Here is a 20,980-nt window from a genome sequence, read left to right as displayed (position 1 = left end):
ATTCAGGGTGGGGTCAGCTTGGGTCTTCCGGCAATTGAACCCCGAGGCGCGCTGGCGTATAACCCGAAGCGGCGCCGTCCGCTATCCATTGGACGGCGGTGCGCCCAAGCCGGCCAGGCAGGCGGCCCGAACCTCAAGGAGCGTGAGATGAATTGCGTGTCCCGATTGCTGCATTTGCATGACTGGTTTTCCCGCTTGCCTGCCACCCCCGGCAACGCCGGCCGCCGGCCGCGCCTCTCGCGCGTTGTCCTGGGCGTGGCGGCAGGAACGTCGCTGGCGTTCGGCGCCGCGGCGCAGCCGCAGATGCCAAACCAGTCCGCCGCCGCGCCGCAGTCCGCGAGCGCGCAGCCAGGCGCCGGCCAGCCCGACACGTCCGCCGCGCGCGCGCTGCAGTGGCCGCGCAGCTTCTCCGCGCCCGACGGCCAGCGCGTGGAGCTTTACCAGCCGCAGATCGACACCTGGACCGCCGACCGTCTGACCGGCCGCATGGCGGTGGCGGTGGGACCGGCCAAGGGCAACCCGACCTACGGCGTGGCCGAATTCTCCGCGCGCGCCGACGTAAACAAATCCGCCGGGCTGGTGCGTCTGTCCGACATCCGCGTGAAACGCGTGCAGGTGCCCACCGCCCCGCAAGAGGCTGCGCGCCTGCGCAGCGCGCTCGAAGCCCGCATCCCCGCAAATGGCGTGGTCACGCCGCTGGACGCGCTGCAACTGAGCTATGCGCTGTCGCAGAACAACCCGGCCGCCAAGACCGTGCCCGTGAACAACACGCCGCCGCGCATCATCTACCGCACGGTGCCGGCGATCCTGGTGCTGGTGGATGGCGCGCCCGCGTGGACGCAACTGCCCGACACGCAGGGCTGGCGCCGCGTCGTCAACACCCGCGCACTGATCCTGGGCGACAACGCCGGGCGGCTGTACCTGCAGGCCGCGGGCCACTGGTATGAAGCGGGCGACATCAACGGGCCGTGGCGCACGGTGGCGCAACCGTCGCCCGCGCTGCTCGCCGCCGCCGACGCCGCGCGCCGCGGCCCGGCGGCGGACCCCTTGATGCCGCATGACGGCAAGGCGCCGCACCGCGCGCCCGACATCGAGGTGTCGACGGTGCCCGCCGAACTGCTGATCACGATCGGCCAGGCCGAGCTGCGGCCGGTGTCCGGCACGTCGCTGCTGTCGGTCACCAACGCCGACCATGCCGTGTTCATGAACCCCGGCGACAACCGCTACTACCTGCTGGTGTCCGGCCGCTGGTTCCGCGGCGCGCGGCTGGAAGGACCGTGGTCGTATGTGCCGGGCAAGGACCTGCCGCGCGACTTCGCGCGCATTCCGCCGCACGATCCGCAGGGCGGAGTGCTGGTGTCGGTGCCCGGCACGCCGCAGGCCCGCGAAGCCGTCATTGCATCGACCATTCCGCAGACCGCCACCGTGTCGCGCAGCGCCGCCAAGCTGCAGGTCGAGTACGCCGGCGGGGCGCCCGTCCTGCGCCCCATCGACGGCACGGCCCTGCACTACGCGGCCAACTCGCCGGTGCCGGTCATCCAGGCGGAAGGCCGCTATTACGCCCTGTCGAACGCAGTGTGGTTCGTATCGGATTCGCCCACCGGACCGTGGCGCGTGGCCGACCATGTGCCGGCGGTCATCTACGCCATCCCGGCCAGCTCGCCGCTGCATTACGTGACCTATGTGCAGGTCTATGGCGCCACGCCGCAAAGCGTGGTGTTCGGCTATTCACCCGGCTACATGGGCGTCGTGGTCGCACCGGATGGCACCGTCGTCTACGGCACGGGCTATTCCTATCCGCCCACGATCGTGCAGAACACCTGGGTCGGGTATCCGCCCAGCTACGGCTACAACGCCGCCTTCGATTCGGCCGCCGGCTTTGCCTTCGGGTTTGCCGCGGCTGAGGCCTGGGGCGGCGCGGCGCCGTACTGGGGGCCGTACTACGGCGCGCCCTACTGGGGCGGCGTGGACGTCAACAAGGTCGACGTGTACGGCGCCTGGGGCGGCTCCGGCACGGTCACGCACGCGGCCGGCTGGAACGGCTGGACGGGCACCGAATGGCAGGGCGCGCACGCCGAAGGCTACAACCCGCAGACCGGCGCCGCGTTCGAAGGCACACGCGGCGCGGCCTACAACGAGTACACGGGCAACGCCGCCGCCGGCCGCCGGGGCGCGTACACCGATCCCGTCACGGGCGCATCGGGCGCGGGTCGCGCAGGCGCGGTCGAGAACGACGACGGCCAATGGGCCGCGGGCCGGCAGAACGTGCGCACCAATCCCAACACCGGCCGCACCACGTATTCCGCCGCGGGCGCGACGGGCACGGCGGGGCAGGGCGCCGACAGCGTCGACCGGCGGGGCGCCACGTACGACCGCAATACCGGCAGCGGCGCGGCGTGGAACAACGGCAACGTGTATGCAGACCACAACGGCAATGTCTACGAACACAACGACAACGGCTGGCAGCAGCACACGTCGTCGGGCTGGCAGCCGGTTCAGCCGAACACGCAGTCCAACTACCTGAACTCGCAACGCCAGGCGCGCGACTATTCGACACCGCACACGGACGATTCCTATGGCGGCGGCTGGCAGAACCGCACGAACGCTTCTGCCGGCGGTTGGCAAGGCCGCAGCGACGGCGGTTGGCAAGGCCGCGGCGACGGCGGTTGGCAGGGACGCGGGGAGGGCGGCTGGCAGGGGCGCGGGATGGAGGGGCGCAGCTTTGGCGGGTTTGGCGGGTTCAGGGGCGGCGGCGGCTTCCGGCGCTGACGAGCGGCGCCGCGCCGAATGCGTCCAGTTATAAAATAATGTCCGGGCCGCAATCGGCGCTCGCTGCTGGAAAACTCATGTCCAAAGTCAACCATACGGATACCGTCCGAGAAGTGCTGATCGCCAAGCTGACCTACGGCGAATACATGCCAGGTCACACGTTCAAGCTCCGCGAGCTGATGGAGGATGAGGCCTTCCAAGGCATGAGTCAGACGCCAATTCGCGAGGCGCTGCTGCAACTCGTTGCCAAGGACATCCTGATCGGACAACGCGGCTTCAGCGTGCGGGTGCCCATTCCGTCTGTCGAGCACCTTACGGAAGTGCGCGCCATCCGCACCAAGCTGGAAGTCATGGCTGCGCTGCAGACACTGGATGATTGGACTCCCAGGCAGATCGCCCAGCTTGAAAAACTCCATCAGGCGCTGGTAAAGGCCAAGGAACGTGGCGATGTGCGCGCTCAGCTCAAGCAGAATGCGCTGTTCCATATGGCGCTGTGCCGCATGGAAGAAAAGTCCTATTTGAAAACGATGATCCAGACGCTGTGGGCCATTACGGGCCCCAGCGTTGGCTTTCTCTACGAGAAGGGGGCGCCCTCAATCTTCAGCGGCACGCATCCCCACGAGGACATTCTTGAAGCGCTCAGGACGGGCAACGCGCTGTTGCTGGAAAGTGCGCTGATCCGAGACCTGTCCAACTCTGGCACGAAGATCATGGAAGTGCTGCGCCGCAAGCTCAGCCCGGAGGCCCTGACGGTGCAGCCCTTCAAGAAGATGGAGTTGGTACGCGCGCGCCAGCGCGCAGGCCGTCAATTGCAGCAGGTCGAATAGCGGCGCGCGTCTGCTGTGCTTACTGATTGGTGGGAATGTTGGCGGCCTTGATGGCCTGGCCCATGAATTCCCGTCCCTCGATCAGCATGGTGCGATACTGCGCACCGCTGACCGCCACCGGTTCCATGCCACCCAGGACGAAGACCTTTGACGTTTCCGGCGACTTGAGCGCCTGGGCGGCAACCTGCTCGAGCTTGTCCCGCATACCCTTGTCCACGCCCTTGGGAAACGCCAGCCCGAGCCACGAGTCGACCTCCACGTCGTAGCCCTGCTCCTTCATGGTCGGGATGTCGGGCAACTCTGTCCAACGCATGGGGCTGGCACTGGCCAGCATGCGCATCTTTCCGGCGTTCACGTGAGGGACGATGTCGGAGGGATTCTGCACGATGACGTCCACCTGCCCGCCAAGCAGCGCGGAGACGGTCTCGGCGCCCGATTTATAGCTCACCTGCTCGAATTTGCCGCCCGTCTTCCGGCCCAGTTCGTACATGGCAATGTTGTTGGGCGCGGATGGCGCGCCGAAGAAGATTCCCTTGCCCGCCTTGCTCGCCTTCACGAGGTCGTCCAGCGTCTTGTACGGAGAATCCGCGCGCACCGCCACGCCATACTTGAAGCGGCCCACGCCGGCGATGAAATCGAAGCTGTCTGCCGTATAGTCCACCTTCATCAGATGCGGTGTGATGGAAATGGTCGAGTACGTCACGATGCCGAAGGTGTAGCCGTCCGCCTTCTGCTTGGCAAGCTGCGATACGCCAAGCGTTCCCTGCGCCCCGGCTCGGTTCTGCACCACCACCGTCTTGTTCAGAATGGCTTCCATGCCGCGGGCCAGTCCCCGCGCGGCGACGTCGGTATTGCCGCCCGCGCCGTAGTTCACGTACATGTTCAGCTCACGCTCCGGATAGGCAGCCGCTTGCGCGGCGGCGGTGATCGGCGTGAGCGAGGCGCAGGCCGATGCCGCCAGCGCAAGCAGGATCTTGTTGGTCATCATGGTTTGTCTCCTTTTGTGAGGGGCGTCAATTCATGTAGACGCCGCCGTTGATGTCCAGGCATGCTCCGGTTGTGAACGCCGCCGCGTCGGCGCAGAGCATCGCGACCGCATAGGCGACCTCTTCGGGTTGTCCTATCCGGCCCACGGGGATGGCGGCGGCAAGGCGCAAGCCGCTCATCCGGCACGCGCAGCGTCAGTTCAGCATTGGGATGTTCATTTCCTTGATAAACGTACCCATGCTGACGTAGCCGTCCCGCAGCTTCTGATGAAATGCGGGGCCGTCGACCTGGTTCACATACATATGCTGGGTCTTCATGAACGCCACATAGTCCGGGTTGCGCAGTACCTTGAGCGTTGCCTCCTGCAGCACGCGGCGCACGTCCTCCGGAATGCCTTGTGGGGCGGCGAGGCCGAGGCTGCTGTACACCTGCACGTCGTAGCCTTGCTCGCGCGCTGTCGGCACATTTTCATATCCCGCGATGCGCTGGTCGGTCATCGATGCGATCAACCGGATCTGGCCAGACTGCACGAGCGGCAGAATGTCCTGCGGGTTCTGAAGTGCGGACTCGACATGGTTCCCAGCGGCGGCGGTGGCGGCTTCCAGGCCAGACTTGTAGTTCACTTCCTCGAAGACGCCGCCCGTGGTTTTCTTGAGCGTCGCGTAGGGAATGTTGTTCGGCGCGCCGGTGACGCCGTAAGTGATGCCCTGCGGCTGCTTGCTCGCGGCGATGTAGTCGTCCATGTTCCTGATGCCGGATTTGCTTGGCACCACCAGGCCGTACGAAAAGGTGCCGATCTCGCCGAAGTAGGTGAAGTCGTCGACCGTGAAGGGCGGGCGGGACATGCGCTGCGCTGTATAGGTAAGCGCGTTGTAGCCGGCGACGCCGAGCGAGTACCCGTCTGGCCTGGTCTTGGCCAGCTGGCTCATTTGCAGTGTGCCCTGGGCCCCCGGCCGGTTGTGCACGACGATCGTCTGACCCAGTTCCTTTTCCAGGAAGGTCGCGAACTTGCGCGCCATCACGTCTGTCGCTCCGCCGGCCCCGTAGGGCACGCTGAGCTCGATGGGACGGTTGGGGTACTTGTCCTGCGCATGCGCCGAGGTGGCGGCGCAAAGCACGGCGGTTGTCATGACTGCGCCGATGGCTTTCAGTTTCATGCTTGTCTCCTTTTTTGTATTGAGGCGGGTTGCCGCCGCTGCGCTACTGCATGAATAGGCCCCCGTTCACGTCCAGCACCGCGCCAGACACAAAGTCGCCGGACGGCGCGCAGAAGAAGGCGATGGCTTTGGCCACTTCTTCGGGCGTGCCCATGCGACGCAATGGCGTGTTGCTGTTGAGACGCTCGGTGACCTCCGGCCCCGCCGACGCCGTCATGGCCGATGCGATGCGTCCGGGCGTCACGGCATTGCATGTGATGCCATGCGGCCCCAGCTCTTCAGCCGCATAGCGGGTCAGCCCCAACACTGCGGTCTTGGTGCAGACGTACGCGACGCCGGGAACGGTGGAACGCGTGCGCGCGGCCTGCGACGACAGATTGACGATCCGGCCCCACTCCTGGACCATCATGTCCGGGGCTGTCTTTTGGATCAGCGTCAGCAAGGAGGTGAGATTGATGTCCAGCACCCCTCGCCATTCCTCGGGTGAGACGGTCAGGATGCCGCGTCCCTTGCCATCGGGTGTCTTCGGCGAGATGCCGGCGTTGTTGATCAGAACGGAAACGCCGCCCCAGCGGCTGCGGATGGTGGCGAGCGCCGCGTCAACCTGGCTGGCGTCCGTGACGTCCACCCTTTGGGTCAGCACGTGTACGGCGTCATCGGAAAGCTCGACCGGAAAGCGCTCGGCCACGTCCCAAAGCGCCAGCTTGAAACCGGCTGCGTGAAGCTCCCGCGCGGTCGCAGCGCCTATGCCGCCAGCGGCACCCGTGATCAGCGCAACATTCAGCCTGTCATGGCCCATCATGGCTCCTGGATTCATCCCCCATGCAGCCGTTTGGCGCAGGGAGCATGGTTTGAAATGGCGGGGCCGTCGAACCTGCCGACCGGCCCCGATGGGTCAACTCATGAAAAAGCCGCCGTTGATGTCGATGACCGCACCATTGGTGAATCCGGCGTGCTCGCTACACAGGTAGGCGATGCCGCTGGCAATGTCGATGGGCTCGCCGATGCGGCGCACGGGAATCTGGGAGGCATAGCCGTCGTTGACGCCTGGCGCGGCGTTCTCGGTCATGGCTGATAGCACCCGGCCCGGCGCCACGGCATTGCAGGTGACCCCGTACGGACCCATTTCCGCGGCGGTGGCGCGCGTGAGTCCGAGTACAGACGATTTGCTCATCATGTACAGCGGGCCCGAAACGATGGACTTGCTTCGGCCGGCCAGCGAGGCCACGTTCACGATGCGGCCCCACCGCTTCTCCATCATTCCGGGCAGCACCAGTTGCGTCATCTGCATCAGCGCCAGGGAGTTGACGCGCATGATGTCGAAGAACTGCGCTTCGGTGGCGTCCAGCAGGCTTTGTGGCTTGCCATCCGCGCCCCTGATGGAGATGCCGGCGTTGTTGACCAGGATGTCGATGCTGCCGTGACGGGCCAGGATGTCTCCGGTCGCCTTCTGCATGTCCGCCAGACTGTTCAGGTCAAGGATCACGGCCTTGGCCCGCTCCCGGAGCGCTGCGTCTACCCGTTGGAGATCCGTGGGGTTGCGATCCGTGAAGTACACGGTGTGGCCCGCCTTCAGCAATTCGACGCCGGTGGCGAATCCGATGCCACTGGCGGCGCCCGTGACCAATGCGACTTTACTCATGCATCACCTCATTCATCGCGGTTGAAGTCTCAGACCTGGGCGTCGGGCGTGTAGAACGTGATCGGCGGATACGCCTGATCCGAGCACATCACTTCGATCAGCGTGCCGGTGCTGCTTTGCGCCGCCTGCTCGATGGCTTCGCGGATCCTGGCTGGGTCGGTGATTCGTACGCCATTCAGCCCTGCGGCGCGTGCCACGGCGGCATGGTCGACGGCGGAAAAGTGGACTGCCGACGTGTGCGAGCCGTACTTCAGGCACTCGGCGTGCTTTTGATAACCGAGGATGCCGTTGTTGATGAGAATGGTGACCACCTTGATGCCCATGCGCGCCGCAGTCTCCATCTCGGACCAGACGTGACCAAACCCGCCATCGCCGACCAGGCAGTAGGTGGTGCCGCGTTCATTGGCGACGCGGGCGCCCATGGCCATGGGCATGCCCCAGCCCAGTCCGGCCAGGCCGCGGGGCGTGAGAAACCGCTGGCCGCACTTGCGCACCTTGAGGTAGTTGGTGACCCACAGGGTGGAGTAGCTGGCGTCCGCCACGACCGTGTCGTCTTCGGTCAGCAAGGCATCCAGTTCGGCCATGATCCGTTCAGGTCGGATGGGCGTATCGATGCTTTGAAGCAACGGCGCCACCTCGCTCTGGTGGCGGTCGCGGCCCCGCGAGATGGCCGCAATCACGTCCTTGCGGGCCGCCTTGCGCGCGCTGGTATCGGCGGCGCGTGCCAGGTGCAGCATGGCCTCCAGGGAGGCCTTGGCATCGCCGACGAGCCGCACCTGCGCCTCGTAGTTGCGGCCGATTTCCTGCGGATCGATGTCCAGGTGGATGTATGTCGCGTTTTTTGGGTACAGCGCCCAGCTGTCGGTTCCGTTCTGGTTCGTGCGATTGCCCACCAGGAGAACGACGTCCGCCTCGCTGATGAACGGCTTGAGGTACCGGCCAGAACCGTTGGGTCCCAGGCAGTTGGCGATCACGCCGAGCGCCAGCTCATGGGTATCGGGCATCGCGCCCTTGCCCATGTTCGTTGTGGCGAGCGGAACGCTCATGGCGTCGGCAAAGTCGGTCAGCGCCTGCGACGCCTGCGACACATGCACGCCGCCGCCGCTCACGATGACGGGACGCTGCGCAGCCGCAAGCAGCGCGACGGCTTGCGCCATGGCGTCCGGGTTGGCCACCGGGCGGTCCAGCGGAAAGCGCCCGAGCGAAACCGAGCGCTTGAACGGAGCCGGTACGGCCGGCTCCTGCAGCAGATCGGCCGGGAGCAACAGCGCGACGGGGCCAGGCCGCCCGGAGGTGGCCGCGACAAAGGCCTGATCGATGTAGTCCTCGACTCGCGTCGCCAGGTCGACACGGCGCACCCACTTGCACACCGACTCGAACATGGCGATGTGGTTCAGGTCCTGGAACGCGTTCTTGTCGTGCTGGTCTCGATTGACATCCTGCACAAGCGCAATCACGGGTATGGAAACCTTCTGCGCTTCCGCCAACGGGGCAACGAGCAGTGCGGCGGCCGGGCCGTTCTGTGCGGTCACGACCGCAGGCGTGTTGCTCATGCGCGCATAGGCGTCCGCCATGTAGCCACCCGCGTTTTCGGTGCGATAGGACACCTGCTTGATGCCGATCTGCTCGGCAGCCAGCACAAACATGCTGGGCAGGCTTTGGCCGAAGAAGTGCGTGATGCCGTGTTTTTTCAGCGCGTTCGCGATGACGTGCGCCACCGTCTCCTGCTTGCTGAAGCCCGCTTTCGTCAATGGACTATTCATGAAATGCCTCCGGTGTTGTTCGAAATATGGAAGGCAGTTTAAGTGAATTATTTTATAAATTAATACTGGTTAGCCCTAGGGTCGCGCGTCGGACGCGCTGTTTTACCGGGCGGCGGGCGCGCCGAAAGGACGCGGCTCGCGTTAACGCGAGGCGTCTGGCCGGGGGGGCTGCGTGGGAGAAAAGAGGGAGAGGGGAATGAAAAAGGCCTGCGAGGTTGCAGGCCCGATACCAGCTAGGTCAGGGCATGACCAGATACGCCTGACCTCCGGGCTTCAAGTAGCCGGTCAGGTCTTCGAACGGCACCTGCGCCAGCGTTCCAAGACACACGCCCGATGCGTGGCCCACGCCCGACACCGACAGGCTCAGCGCGCCCGGTGCGGTCGCGCCCAACGCGAGATACGTGGGCCACAGATCCCAGCAGCCTTCCTTGGATCGGTCTTCCGTCAGACCCGCCTCGTCGCGCGCAGCCAGGGTCTTCTGCACCTGACCGGCAAGTTCCTTCAGCGCGGGGCGTGGTTCGCGGTTGTTGGGCCCGTAGGCGTCGAACACGCGGTTCCAGTCCAGGGTTTCGCCGCGCAGCAGGTCCAGCGTGTAGGGATCGAAGTGGTTGTTGGGATGCGCGCCGCCGCAATCCAGGCTGCCGGATTCGGTCACCGTCATCATCGCGCTGGATAGCCACGGCACGTTGACGACTTCTTCCTCGTAGTTGCCCAGCGTGCCCGCGGACGGGCCGTCGCTGGTGTAGGCCGAAGCCTTGCATGCCAGCGCCGCGTGGCTCATGCGCCAGTGGCGCTGTTCGAACAGTTGGTTGACGCGCGCCATGACCTGCGGGTCCGGATGCCGCGACAGACGCGGATAGCTGAACTGCGTGCGCGGGTCACGCCACATGCGATAGGCCACGGTGGCGCCGCCGATGTCGTCGCCCACGGGCTCGGCATGGCCGGCCAGTTTGAGCGTGTCGTAGGGCACGTGGGCCGAATCGATGGCGACGCCGAACTTGATGCCGCCATCGGGCGTCAGCGCGCTGGCGTCGTACTGCGCAACCCGTTGCAGCGTGAAGCTGCGCTGCTTGCCCGTGCGCGTGTCGATCCAGACGCCGCGATAGCCCTGCGCGTCGCGCGTGCCTTGCCAAGTGGCGGCAGGCTTTGCGCCCGGCTGCTTCGCGGCCTGGTACGTCAGCGGCTCGGCCAGCGATTTGGCGGTGCCCTTGAGTGGAATGTCGACGCCGTTTTTGGGGTAGAAGTAGCGGCCGGTCAGCACGCCATCGGCCGCCGCGCTGTCCAGCTCCATCACGATGTCGCCCGCGCCTTGCAGCGTGCCGGTGTAGACGGTGCGCTCGGCGGCCAGGGCTGGCGCCTGCAACAGCATGGCCAGCGCCACGGCGCCAAGCGGAAACGAAAGCGGGCGTGCAAAGGGAAAAGGCATCTGCGTGGTGGACCCTGAGACGTGGGCCGGTCAATATACCCGACGCATCAGGCGTTCAGTCCGCTGGCAGCCACCGTCCACCGCCGGGGTCCACGCTGACGCGCGCGCCGTCTTCCCAGACCTGTTCCTCGTCCAATTGCGAGGCCGCCGCCATGTCGATGTCGAACGCTATGCCAAGCGCCTGCGCGACCGCGGGGTCTTCGATCGGCAGCTCCCAGGTCAGAAAGAGTTGCGACAGATCCCGATCATCGGCAAAGTCCGCGTCGTCGTAGCCGCTTGCGTGGCGGGGAATCACGGCGTGCGGCTGGCAGGTGTCAAAGACGATGGCCACGCCGCGCGTGAGCGCAATGCGATGCCCCGTGCCGGGAAAATGCACGTCCAGGCCCTTGTCGTCGCTAAGGAACAGATTGCAGAACGCGGCGCCGCCGTACTGGCTGCCGTCGTGGTGATACCGCGCGCCGCGGCAGGCCATGAGCGCCATGTCGCTGTTGGCCAGCACCTCGCCAAGTCCCAGCGCGCGCGTCCAGTCGCGCATCGCTTGCACGCACAGGCCGAATTCCGGCCAGCGCGCGCGGGTGCGGGACAGCGGCATCTGCTCGACGTCGCCGGGCTCCAGCGCAAGCCGCGTGCGGATCTCGCGATCCCAATCGGCAAGCAGACGCGCCGGCGGCGCTGGCACGTCCAGGTGGCCTGCGAGCAGCCGGCTGCTGACGCTGCGGCTGCGCATGACGTCATCGCGCGAATAAAAGAACGACGTCAATCGATTCTGCAATGGGTGATTCATGACTGCATTGGGTGATTCATGAGCTGCGCGTGCCGCGCTTATCCTCCGCGTCCTTCGTAGGCGCCTTCGTCGCCATCTTCGTCTTCCATCGAGGCCTGCGCGCGTTCCAGCAGATAGCGCTTCAGGCCCTCAAGACCCTCGGGCGACCAGTCCGACACGCCGGTCACCGCGACCCACGCGTCCACATAGTGCTGCGGCGCGTAGACGTGTCCATAGCCCATCGGCGTCGCGGTGCCCACCGCCATGTCCAACGCCAGCTGCAACATGGTCACCACGGGATACCAGCGCAGCTCGGGCGATACGTCCGGACCCATCGGCGCGTTCATCCACGCGGGCGGACGGTACAGGTCGCGATAGTCGAAGAACGTGACCGGGTCGCTGGCGTACTGCAGGTAGACGACGCGCATCGGCCCCCACGGCGCGTCGGCCGGCACGGGCGATCCGTGCTGGTTCATGAAGCGCACGAAGGCGCCGTCGCGCAGCTCGGGCAGCCACGCGGGCGAGCCGGGATTGCGGGCGTCCGTGATCTTGCGCCAGACCCGGCTCTCAAATGGCGGGCCGCTCCACAGCGCGCCCTGGATGGGGTCGCCGATCATCTCGAACAGTTCGGCCGATCCGGCGGAGTTCATGGCGCCCAGGCTCAGGCCGTGCAGGTACAGGCGGGGCCGCTTGTCCTTGGGCAGCGTGGTCCAGTGGCCGTACACCGCCTGAAACAGCGCGCGCGCCGCCTCGGCGCCGTATTCGGGCTGCGCCAGCAGCGACAGCGGGCTGGACAGGTACGAATACTGCATCGCCACGCTGGCCACGTCGCCGTTGAGCAGGTATTCCAGCGAGTCCGCGGCGGCGGGATCGACCCATCCCGTGCCGGTTGGCGTGATCACGACCAGCACCGAGCGGTCGAAGGCGCCCACGCGCTTCATCTCGTCCAGCGCAAGCTGCGCGCGCGCCTGCGGGGTGGCCGCCCCGCGCAGGCCGACGTAGACGCGGATGGGTTCCAGCGCCTCGCGTCCGGACTGCGTGGTGATCTCGCTGGCCGTGGGGCCCGACGCGATGTATTCGCGGCCGGCGCGGCCCAGTTCGTTCCAGCGGATCAGCGACGCGGGGCCGCCCGTCTTCAGATCGGCGGTGGGCTGCGGGCGTTCGGGTTCCAGCAGCGCATCGAATTCTTTAAACGACGCATCCAGCACGTGCAGCGCGCCGCGGAAGAACACATCGGTGGCCAGCAGCCAGAAGATCAATATGGCGATTGCCGCGCCCGTGACGTTGGCCACGCGCCGCGGCACGACGCGCCGCACCTGTCGGGCCAGGTAGCGCGCGATCAGCTTGAACAGCCGCGCCAGCGCCAGCAGCACGACAAAGGTCGCGAGGGCGATCAGGCTGACCTTGATGGGGTGCGCGCTGGTGACGGGCTCCATCTGCATCAGCGCGCGGATGGTGTTCTGCCATTCGGCCGCGCGGCCCAGGAACACGATGGCCACCGACACGCACATCAGGCCGATGACGGCATTGATGATGCGCGCGGCGCGGCCCCGGGGCTCGGGCAGTTCCATGTAGGCCCACAGCCAATGCCACAGCACGCCCAGCCCATAGCCCGCGGCAAGGCAGGTGCCGGCAAGCACGCCCTGCGTGACGTGGGTGCGGGGGATGAGGGTCGGCGTCAGCGCCGCGGCAAAGAACAGCGTGCCGAGCATGAGGCCCACGCCGGACAGGGACTCCAGATGCGAGCGCAGGAAGGTAGGCAGGTGGCGGGGCAAGGTCTGCTGCACGGTGGGCGTCCTCATCCGGGAGGGAATGGCGGGGATTCTCGCACGTTGCCGCGCGATGGTCGGCGGGCTCGGTGTAGTCGGGTGGCGATATGGAACGATCAGTCAGTCGCGGTCGGGCGCGCCCAGCGGAAAGAGCGCCCGGTAGGGGCGGGCTTCGTCGACCGCCCGCGCGAACGACGGCCGCGCCAGCAGCCGCGCGCGGTAGGCCCGCAGATGCGGATGGCCGTCGCCGATCGGATGGGTCCAATCGGCGTAGAACAACGCGGGCGCGGCGGCGCAGTCGGCCAGGGTGAAGTCGCTTCCCGCCGCCCACGTGCGGGTGGCAAGCTGCGCGTCGATCCAGGCGTAGGCCAGTTCCAGCTTCTGCGCGGCCAGCGCCCGCGCCGCGTCGCGCTTGGCCGGGTCGCCGGTCAGCGCGCCGTTCACCGCATGCTGCATCCAGTACATGACGTGCAGGTCGAAATACCGGTCCAGAAAGCGCACGTCCAGCGCGGCCATCGGATCGGCGGGAATCAGCCGGACCGGGCCGGGGTGGGCCAGTTGCAGGTATTCGATGATGATGCTGGACTCGGCGACGTTGCGTTCGCCGTCGACCAGCAGCGGAAACTTGCGCAGCGGCCAGCGCTCGATCCAGTCTGCGGCATGCTGGGGCGTCTCGGGCCCGATGCTGCGGAATTCAAAAGGCGTGGCGTTTTCGTACAGCGCGATCAACGCTTTTTGCGTGTACGACGAAAAGGGATGACCGTAAAGTGCAGGCAGCATTCTCGGAGTCTCCTCGGACGTGGCTCACAGGTTAATGGGTCTCGGGCTGTTTCACCAGACGGACGCCGTCGCAGGACGGCCGTGCGCGCCGGGCGCGAAAAGGAATACAGTGCATGACGGGTCCCGGCGCAACGGCTCGGGGCCGACACCAACAATACGGAGACAGGATGGATACGGCAGGCAAGCAGGGCGCCAGTGTGCGCGAACAGGTCGGCGAAACGGAATGGCAGGTCCGCAAGGACCTGGCGGCGTTGTACCGGCTGGTGGCGCTGTTCGGGTGGGACGACCTGATCTTCACGCACATTACCGCCAAGGTGCCCGGCACGGAGCATTTCCTCATCAACCCCTACGGGATGATGTTCGACGAGATCACCGCGTCCAGCCTGGTCAAGATCGACCTGCACGGCAACAAGGTGATGGACTCGGAATACGACATCAATCCGGCCGGCTTCACCATCCACAGCTGTATCCATGCCGCCCGCAAGGATGCGATGTGCGTGCTGCACACGCATTCGATCAACGGGGTGGCGGTGTCGGCGCAGAAAGCGGGCCTCTTGCCGCTGTCGCAGTTTGCGTTCATCGTGCTGCGCTCGCTCAGCTACCACGACTACGAAGGCCTGGCGCTCAACCCCGACGAGCAGCCGCGCCTGGTGCGCGACCTGGGCGCCAACAACTACCTCATCCTGCGCAACCACGGCCTCTTGACCGTCGGCCAGAGCATGGCCGAAGCCTTCCAGGCCATGCACCGCCTGGAAGCCGCCTGCATGGTGCAGGTGCGCGCACAGGCGGGCGGCGAACTGACCCATATCCCGGCAGACATCCTGGCCCGCGCGGGGGTGGAATCGCCGGCTGACCGGGCCCACAAGGCGCAGCTTGCCTGGCCGGGCCTGCTGCGCCGCCTGGATCGCCGCAATCCGGGCTACGCGGAGTAACGTGTTGGGCCGGTGTCAGACACCACGGAATTGCCCATGGTGTCAGACACCGTCCAACAGCACGCTTATTTCTTCGCCGCCGGATCCGCCGACAAGAACTCCGCGCAGTCGGGCAGCGGCGTGGCCGGCTGGTACGACGCGTCGCTGGCTTTCCATGTGTAGGTGACGGTGTAGCTGCACTGCTTGTCCGCCTGCGGCGCGAGCTGTGCCTTGGTCAGCGCGGGCCGCGCGCTGGAATCCGCGAAGCGGCTGGCGCCCGCCGGCGAACGGGTCGCCTGCGTCTGCACCTGCAGATCCGGCAATTCCTTGCCCGGCAGGGCCTTCAACGACGCCGTGAATTGATAGACATCGCTGCACTGCCCGGCGCGCTTCTCCTGATCCGCCTCGTTGAAGCACGCCCGGATGGTTGCGTCGGCCGTGTACGGCGTGACGAGCACCAGGCTGGCGCCGGTCTGCTCGCCCAGGTTGACGTCATACAGATACAGATCCCGCCGCTCGAATCCGCCGCCGGAGAACGGCGTCGACGCCTTGAAATCCGGCTCCGCCGGGCCCACCACGCCCACCAGCGCCCGCTCCTCGCTCAGGCGGATCAGCGCCGGCCACACCGTGAAATGCTTGAAGTCCGGCACGTCGGGCGAGTCCCAGAACCGGTAGTCGGCGCGCAGCGTCCTGCTGGTCGCGAAGGGACCGTTTTCACCGAATGCGCCGTCCGTCTTGATGCCCACGCACCAGTCGGTCTGGGCGTTGCAATACAGCTTGTTGTCCGCGTTCAGCTTCAGGGGCTCGGTATTGGGGGCGGCCAATTTGGGGGCGGCCAATGCCGCGGCGGGCAGGGCGGCGCAGAGCAGCAGGGCAAGCACTTTTGACACGGTTCTTCCTTCTTGTGGGGATGCGCGCGGGCCCTATTTGGTAACGGCCCGCGCAGCGCTGCATGAGCGCGCCACATTCTGTAGCAAGTCGCGCCGTTGCGCGCGACTTGATGGTGTCAAAACATGAAAAAACGTATCGGAGACGACTCGGTCCGGGCCGGCGGCGTCAGTCGCGCACCGGTCCGTCCGGTGCATCGGTTTCGACCAGCCGAGCCAGTTGCAGCAGCGATTCCTGCCAGCCCAGATAGCACATCTCGGTCGGAATGACCTCGGGAATGCCCTCCTGCACGATGACCAGCTCCGTGCCGCACGAGACCTGCCGCAAGCTGATGGTCGTCGTCATCTCGCCCGGCAGGGCGGGATCGTTGAAGCGGTCCGTGTAGCGGATCTTCTCGCCTTCAACCAGCTCCAGGTATTCCCCGCCGAACGGCTCCAGGTGGCCGGTGGCGAAGTTGCGGAACGCCATCCTGTGCTTGCCGCCCACGCGCGCGTCCAGTTCCTGGACCGAGCAGGTGTAGCCATACGGCGGCAGCCACTTGGCGACGGCATCGGGTTCCAGAAAGGCGCGATAGACGCGGTCGGGGGGCGCGCGCAGGACGCGCAGGTGTCGTACGGTTCCGGTAGTCATGGTGTAGTCCGCCTTGAATGAGGGTGGGTGCATGACTACGACGAACCGCCGGCACCCGGATCGACATGAATTCTTCTAGGGATTTCCCTAGGTCGCGGCCTCTTGCCCTGGCTGGCGCAGCCGTTCGATGTAAGCCGACAGCGTTTCTGCGTGCCGCTGCTCGGCGCGCAGGCCAACGTGGCCGTCTGCCCGCACCACCAGCAGGACCATGTCGCCCACGCCCAGCCGGGCCGCCGCGGCGGGCTCCAGATAGGCGTCCACATCGGTCACCCCGTCGCTGGCGGTCAGCGCCACGACGACCTCGATGATGTACCCGTCAGACAGGGCGGCCAGCTCGCGGCGCAGGTCCGACAGCGGCTGCTGCGGCGTGCCCGGGCCGCCGATCAGCAGGACGGTGTGGCCGCGCCGCTTGGCGTAGTCATGCAGCTTGCCCCGGCCGCCGGTGGAAAACCGCACGTCGATATGGTCCGGCAGCCGCTGGCCCGGCCAGATGGCGGCGTGCCGGTCGCCCATCACGATGGGCGACCCGGCGTAGTCGATGTCGAGCTCGGCTTCCGACACCGCCTCGCGGTGCCGCGCCTCGGCGTTGCCGAAGGCCGCGCGGATCGCCAGATCGCGCGCGCGCCGCTCTTGCTCGCCCTGCGCCATCTGCGCGCTTTCGGCCGCATCGCCCGACGCCATCACCATGTCGGCCACGGGCCGCCGTTCGGCGTGATAGCTGTCCAGCAGCGCGGGCGAACAATGTCCCTGGCAGACCAGCGCCAGCTTCCATCCCAGGTTGTAGGCATCCTGCAGGCCGGTGTTCATGCCATGCCCCTGCGCCGGGCTGCACGTGTGCGCGGCGTCGCCGGCCAGCAGCACGCGGCCGGACCGGAACGTGCGCGCGACCTTGGTGTGGCATTCGAATCGCGCCGGGTGCGAGACGTTGTAAAAGCTGGCGTCCGGCAGGTAGCGCCGCAGCGTGGACAGCGCGTCCTCGACCAGGTCCGACTCCGCGGAACTGGGGCGCAGGTAGACGCGCCAGCGCTCGCCAGGCAGCGCGGTCAGAATCACCGGAATCTTGTCCAGGTAGGCGTAATTTGCCTCGAACGCCTCCGGCCAATCGGGGATGGACGCATCGAACACGGCCCACGGCTGATTGATGTCGTGGCCGTCCTGCTCGATGCCCGTCAGCATCCGCACGGTGCTGTGGTGCCCGTCGCAGCCGACGACCCATTGCGCCAGCACCTGCGACAGCTTGCCGCCGCGCTCCACGGTGGCCAGCACCCCGTCGTCCTGTTCCTGCAATCCCACCAGCTTCGTGGCGCGTGTGACCTTGCCGCCCAGCCGCGCCAGATGCTCGGCCAGCACCGTCTCGGTGACTTCTTCCGAGATGCCGATGTTGAAGGGATAGCGGCTGCCGGCAAGCTCCAGGTCGATGATGCCCAGTTCGCTGCCGCCCGCGTGAATGCGGGCGCGCCGCTGTTTCACGCCCGCAGCCAGCAGGGGGTCGATGATGCCCAGCGCATCCAGGATTTCAAGGGAACGCGGATGCACGACGGTCGCGCGGTCCCAATCCAGCGGGCGTTCGTGCGCGTCGATCAGCAGGCAGTCGACGCCGCGGCGTTGCAGCTCGGCGGCGGTCAACAGGCCGGCCGGGCCCGCGCCCACGACCAGGACGGAAATCGAGATCACCATGTCTTGCCCTCAGCAATGTGGTCATCAAGTCCTGCCGCAAGGGATGCAGCCTGCCCGGCAGTCGGAAGCAGCGCGGTCGCGCCGATGCAGCCGGCCGCACGACAAAGGCGGCGCATTGCGCCGCCCAGCCGTTTCGCGTGATGCGAAATTAAAGCAGCGCCGTGGCGCCGTCAACGGCAATGCGCGGCCTGGGGTCCGCGCGCGGCTAGAAGGGGCTTGAACGGTATGCAGGCATTGGTGCAAGCGGTCTCATTCGATGGGATGAGGCGCCGTCTCGCCGGTTGGCCACGCCCGCAAAGGCATCCGCCATCCAGTCCATTACTATTTCAGCCATGAGCCAGCGCAAGAATCCTTCGAAGCCGGGCCCCGATGCCTGCATCCGCGTGCGAGGCGCGCGGGAACACAATCTGAAGAACGTCGACGTCAGCATCCCGCGCGACGCGCTGGTGGTGTTCGCCGGCGTATCCGGATCGGGCAAATCGTCGCTGGCGTTCGGCACGCTGTACGCCGAAGCGCAGCGCCGCTACCTGGAATCGCTGTCGCCGTATGCCCGCCGCCTGATCGACCAGGTGGGCGTGCCCGACGTCGACGCCATCGACGGCCTGCCGCCCGCCGTGGCGTTGCAGCAGCAGCGCGGCACACCAAACGTGCGGTCCACGGTCGGCAGCGTCACCACGCTGTCGAGCATGCTGCGCATGCTGTATTCGCGCGCCGGCACCTATCCGGCGCGCCAGCCCATGCTGTACGCCGAGGACTTCTCGCCCAACACGCCGCAGGGCGCCTGCCCGCATTGCCACGGCCTGGGCTACGTGTACGACGTGACCGAGGCGTCCATGGTGCCGGACCCGTCGCTGTCCATCCGCGAGCGCGCGATTGCATCTTGGCCGCCCGCCTGGCATGGCCAGAATCTGCGCGACATCCTGGTGACGCTGGGCTACGACGTGGACAAGCCGTGGCGCGATCTGCCCAAGAAGGATCGCGACTGGATCCTCTACACGGACGAGCAGCCCACCGTGCCGGTCTACGCCGGTTTCACGCCAGCAGAGACGCGCGCGGCGCTGCGCCGCAAGACCGAGCCCAGCTACATGGGCACCTACACCGGTGCGCGCCGGTACGTCATGCACACGTTCGCCACCACGCAGAGCGCCATGATGAAAAAGCGCGTGGCCCGCTTCATGACCGGCGCGCCGTGCCCGGAATGCGGCGGCCGGCGCCTGAAGCGCGAGGCGCTGTCCGTGACGTTCGCGGGTCTGGATATCGGCAGCCTGTCGCAGCTGCCGCTTGCCCGCATCGCCGAGGTGCTGAAGCCTGCCGCCGAAGGCAGGTTCGACGAGCACGCGGCACAGGCTGGATCGACGCGCAGCAAGGCCGCGGGCGTGCGCGCCAACGCCAAGCGCGTGGCCGCGGGCGGACTGTCGCATGCAGGCAGCAGCGACGTGCGGCGCACCCCGGATCTGTCGCCCGAAAAGCGTATTGCCGCGCAGCGTATCGCGCACGATCTGGTCGAACGTATCGGCACGCTGCAGGCGCTGGGTCTGGGCTATCTGGCGATGGACCGGTCCACGCCCACGCTGTCGCCGGGCGAGTTGCAGCGCTTGCGGCTGGCTACGCAGATCCGCTCGAACCTGTTCGGCGTGGTGTATGTGCTGGACGAACCGTCCGCCGGCCTGCACTCCGCGGACGGCCAGGCCCTGCACCGCGCGCTGGACCAGTTGAAGGCCGGCGGCAACACGCTGTTTGTCGTTGAGCACGATCTGGACACGCTGCGCCGCGCCGACTGGCTGGTCGACGTGGGACCCGGCGCGGGCCAGCACGGCGGCCAGGTGCTGTACAGCGGTCCGCCCGAGGGGCTGCGCAAGGTAAAGGATTCCGTCACCGCGCAATATCTCTTCGACACGCGCCCCGCCAGCCGGCGCACCCCGCGCGAACCCGCCGGGTGGCTTGATCTGCGCGGCATTCACCGCAACAACCTGCATGGCGTGGACGCGCGCTTTCCGCTGGGGGCGTTCACGGCGGTGACGGGCGTTTCCGGATCGGGCAAATCCAGCCTGGTCAGCCAGGCGCTGGTCGAACTGGTGGGCGAACACCTGGGCCAGGAACTGCCGGCCGAGGAACCCGACAGCGACCTGCCGCAGCCCGGCAACCTGCCGCGCACCACGGGCCGGCTGCACGCGGGCGCAGAAGCCATCAAGCGGCTGGTCAACGTGGACCAGAAGCCCATCGGCCGCACGCCGCGCTCCAATCTGGCCACCTACACCGGCCTGTTCGATCACGTGCGCAAGCTGTTTGCCGACACCAAGGCCGCGCGCGCCCGGCGCTACAGCGCGGGCCGGTTTTCATTCAACGTCGCGCAAGGCCGCTGCGAGACCTGCGAAGGCGAAGGTTTCGTCCACGTCGAACTGCTGTTCATGCCCAGCGTGTACGCGCCATGCCCCACCTGCCACGGCAGCCGCTACAACGCCAAGACGCTCGAAGTCGAATGGAATGGCCGCAACATCGCCCAGGTGCTGGACATGACCGTCGACGAGGCGCGCGAGTTCTTCAAGAACGAGGTGGCGGTTGCGCGCCCCTTGACGCTGCTTGCCGAGATCGGGCTGGGCTATCTGCGCCTGGGCCAGCCCGCCACGGAACTGTCCGGCGGCGAGGCCCAGCGCATCAAGCTGGCCACCGAACTGCAGCGCAGCCAGCGCGGCAACACGCTGTACGTGCTGGACGAACCCACCACGGGCCTGCACGCGGCGGATGTGGACAAGCTGATGACGCAGTTGCACGGCTTGGTCGACGCCGGCAACACCGTGGTCGTGGTCGAACACGACCTGCGCGTGGTCGCGGGCAGCGACTGGATGCTGGACGTGGGGCCGGGCGCCGGCGAAGAAGGCGGCGCCATCGTCGCGGCCGGCACGCCGGAGACCGTCAGCCGCGGCAACGTGGGCGTCACTGCCCCGTTCCTGCGGCGCTTCTTTGACTGAGGAAGCAGGAGTTCAAGGTTGC

General features: G+C 66.8%; 17 protein-coding genes. 4 read left to right on the top strand and 13 right to left on the bottom strand.

Annotated features, from left to right (window positions below; translation table 11 throughout):
- Positions 1 to 303: 303 nt before the first annotated feature.
- Complete coding sequence (locus CLM73_RS23055; protein WP_418904961.1) at positions 304 to 2,769, top strand: carbohydrate-binding family V/XII; 2,466 nt, start codon at positions 304 to 306, stop codon at positions 2,767 to 2,769.
- A 77-nt stretch (positions 2,770 to 2,846) separates the two neighbouring features.
- Entirely contained in the window at positions 2,847 to 3,596 is a 750-nt protein-coding gene (locus tag CLM73_RS23050; protein ID WP_158685915.1) for a GntR family transcriptional regulator, read from the top strand.
- A 19-nt stretch (positions 3,597 to 3,615) separates the two neighbouring features.
- Here CLM73_RS23050 and CLM73_RS23045 read toward each other — a convergent pair whose 3' ends face one another.
- The 10 genes from CLM73_RS23045 to CLM73_RS23000 form a co-directional block, all read right to left on the bottom strand.
- A complete protein-coding gene (locus CLM73_RS23045; RefSeq protein ID WP_105240398.1) occupies positions 3,616 to 4,584 on the bottom strand; it encodes a tripartite tricarboxylate transporter substrate binding protein in 969 nt (322 codons plus the stop codon).
- A 25-nt stretch (positions 4,585 to 4,609) separates the two neighbouring features.
- Complete coding sequence (locus CLM73_RS23040; RefSeq protein ID WP_105240397.1) at positions 4,610 to 4,762, bottom strand: SDR family oxidoreductase; 153 nt, start codon at positions 4,760 to 4,762, stop codon at positions 4,610 to 4,612.
- Between the two features lie 15 nt (positions 4,763 to 4,777).
- Positions 4,778 to 5,740, bottom strand: a complete 963-nt coding sequence (locus CLM73_RS23035) for a tripartite tricarboxylate transporter substrate binding protein (RefSeq protein ID WP_105240396.1) — start codon at positions 5,738 to 5,740, stop codon at positions 4,778 to 4,780.
- 43 nt (positions 5,741 to 5,783) lie between these two features.
- Positions 5,784 to 6,542 (bottom strand): SDR family NAD(P)-dependent oxidoreductase, encoded by a 759-nt coding sequence (locus CLM73_RS23030; protein ID WP_105240395.1) that lies wholly within the window; start codon positions 6,540 to 6,542, stop codon positions 5,784 to 5,786.
- Positions 6,543 to 6,635: 93 nt separating this feature from the next.
- Complete coding sequence (locus CLM73_RS23025; protein ID WP_105240394.1) at positions 6,636 to 7,382, bottom strand: SDR family oxidoreductase; 747 nt, start codon at positions 7,380 to 7,382, stop codon at positions 6,636 to 6,638.
- Between the two features lie 29 nt (positions 7,383 to 7,411).
- The gene (locus CLM73_RS23020) at positions 7,412 to 9,145 is read right to left on the bottom strand and encodes an acetolactate synthase catalytic subunit (RefSeq protein WP_105240393.1); all 1,734 of its coding nucleotides are present in this window, start codon (positions 9,143 to 9,145) and stop codon (positions 7,412 to 7,414) included.
- A 238-nt stretch (positions 9,146 to 9,383) separates the two neighbouring features.
- Complete coding sequence (locus CLM73_RS23015) at positions 9,384 to 10,571, bottom strand: hypothetical protein (protein ID WP_105240392.1); 1,188 nt, start codon at positions 10,569 to 10,571, stop codon at positions 9,384 to 9,386.
- A gap of 55 nt (positions 10,572 to 10,626) precedes the next feature.
- Positions 10,627 to 11,355, bottom strand: a complete 729-nt coding sequence (locus tag CLM73_RS23010; protein WP_105240391.1) for a hypothetical protein — start codon at positions 11,353 to 11,355, stop codon at positions 10,627 to 10,629.
- Between the two features lie 38 nt (positions 11,356 to 11,393).
- Complete coding sequence (locus tag CLM73_RS23005; protein WP_234015719.1) at positions 11,394 to 13,121, bottom strand: alpha/beta hydrolase; 1,728 nt, start codon at positions 13,119 to 13,121, stop codon at positions 11,394 to 11,396.
- A 102-nt stretch (positions 13,122 to 13,223) separates the two neighbouring features.
- A complete protein-coding gene (locus tag CLM73_RS23000) occupies positions 13,224 to 13,883 on the bottom strand; it encodes a glutathione S-transferase family protein (protein ID WP_105240389.1) in 660 nt (219 codons plus the stop codon).
- A gap of 167 nt (positions 13,884 to 14,050) precedes the next feature.
- Here CLM73_RS23000 and CLM73_RS22995 point away from each other — a divergent pair, with 167 nt between their 5' ends.
- Positions 14,051 to 14,815 (top strand): class II aldolase/adducin family protein, encoded by a 765-nt coding sequence (locus CLM73_RS22995; protein WP_105240388.1) that lies wholly within the window; start codon positions 14,051 to 14,053, stop codon positions 14,813 to 14,815.
- 65 nt (positions 14,816 to 14,880) lie between these two features.
- Here CLM73_RS22995 and CLM73_RS22990 read toward each other — a convergent pair whose 3' ends face one another.
- From CLM73_RS22990 to CLM73_RS22980, 3 genes are all read right to left on the bottom strand, one after another.
- A complete protein-coding gene (locus tag CLM73_RS22990) occupies positions 14,881 to 15,684 on the bottom strand; it encodes a hypothetical protein (RefSeq protein WP_105240387.1) in 804 nt (267 codons plus the stop codon).
- Positions 15,685 to 15,850: 166 nt separating this feature from the next.
- The gene (locus CLM73_RS22985; RefSeq protein WP_105240386.1) at positions 15,851 to 16,312 is read right to left on the bottom strand and encodes an SRPBCC family protein; all 462 of its coding nucleotides are present in this window, start codon (positions 16,310 to 16,312) and stop codon (positions 15,851 to 15,853) included.
- Positions 16,313 to 16,399: 87 nt separating this feature from the next.
- Positions 16,400 to 17,989 (bottom strand): FAD-dependent monooxygenase, encoded by a 1,590-nt coding sequence (locus CLM73_RS22980; RefSeq protein WP_105240385.1) that lies wholly within the window; start codon positions 17,987 to 17,989, stop codon positions 16,400 to 16,402.
- A gap of 332 nt (positions 17,990 to 18,321) precedes the next feature.
- On the opposite strand from CLM73_RS22980, the gene uvrA reads away from it, so the two are divergent.
- Positions 18,322 to 20,958: an excinuclease ABC subunit UvrA gene (gene uvrA, locus CLM73_RS22975; protein WP_105240384.1), complete on the top strand. Its 2,637-nt coding sequence runs from the start codon at positions 18,322 to 18,324 to the stop codon at positions 20,956 to 20,958.
- The last annotated feature ends 22 nt before the right edge of the window (positions 20,959 to 20,980 follow it).

Origin of the sequence: Achromobacter spanius, from assembly GCF_002966795.1 — a bacterium.
Taxonomy (GTDB): domain Bacteria; phylum Pseudomonadota; class Gammaproteobacteria; order Burkholderiales; family Burkholderiaceae_B; genus Achromobacter; species Achromobacter spanius_D.
The sequence above is the reverse complement of the archived record's forward strand: the minus strand, read 5'-3'. Positions and strand labels throughout refer to the sequence as shown.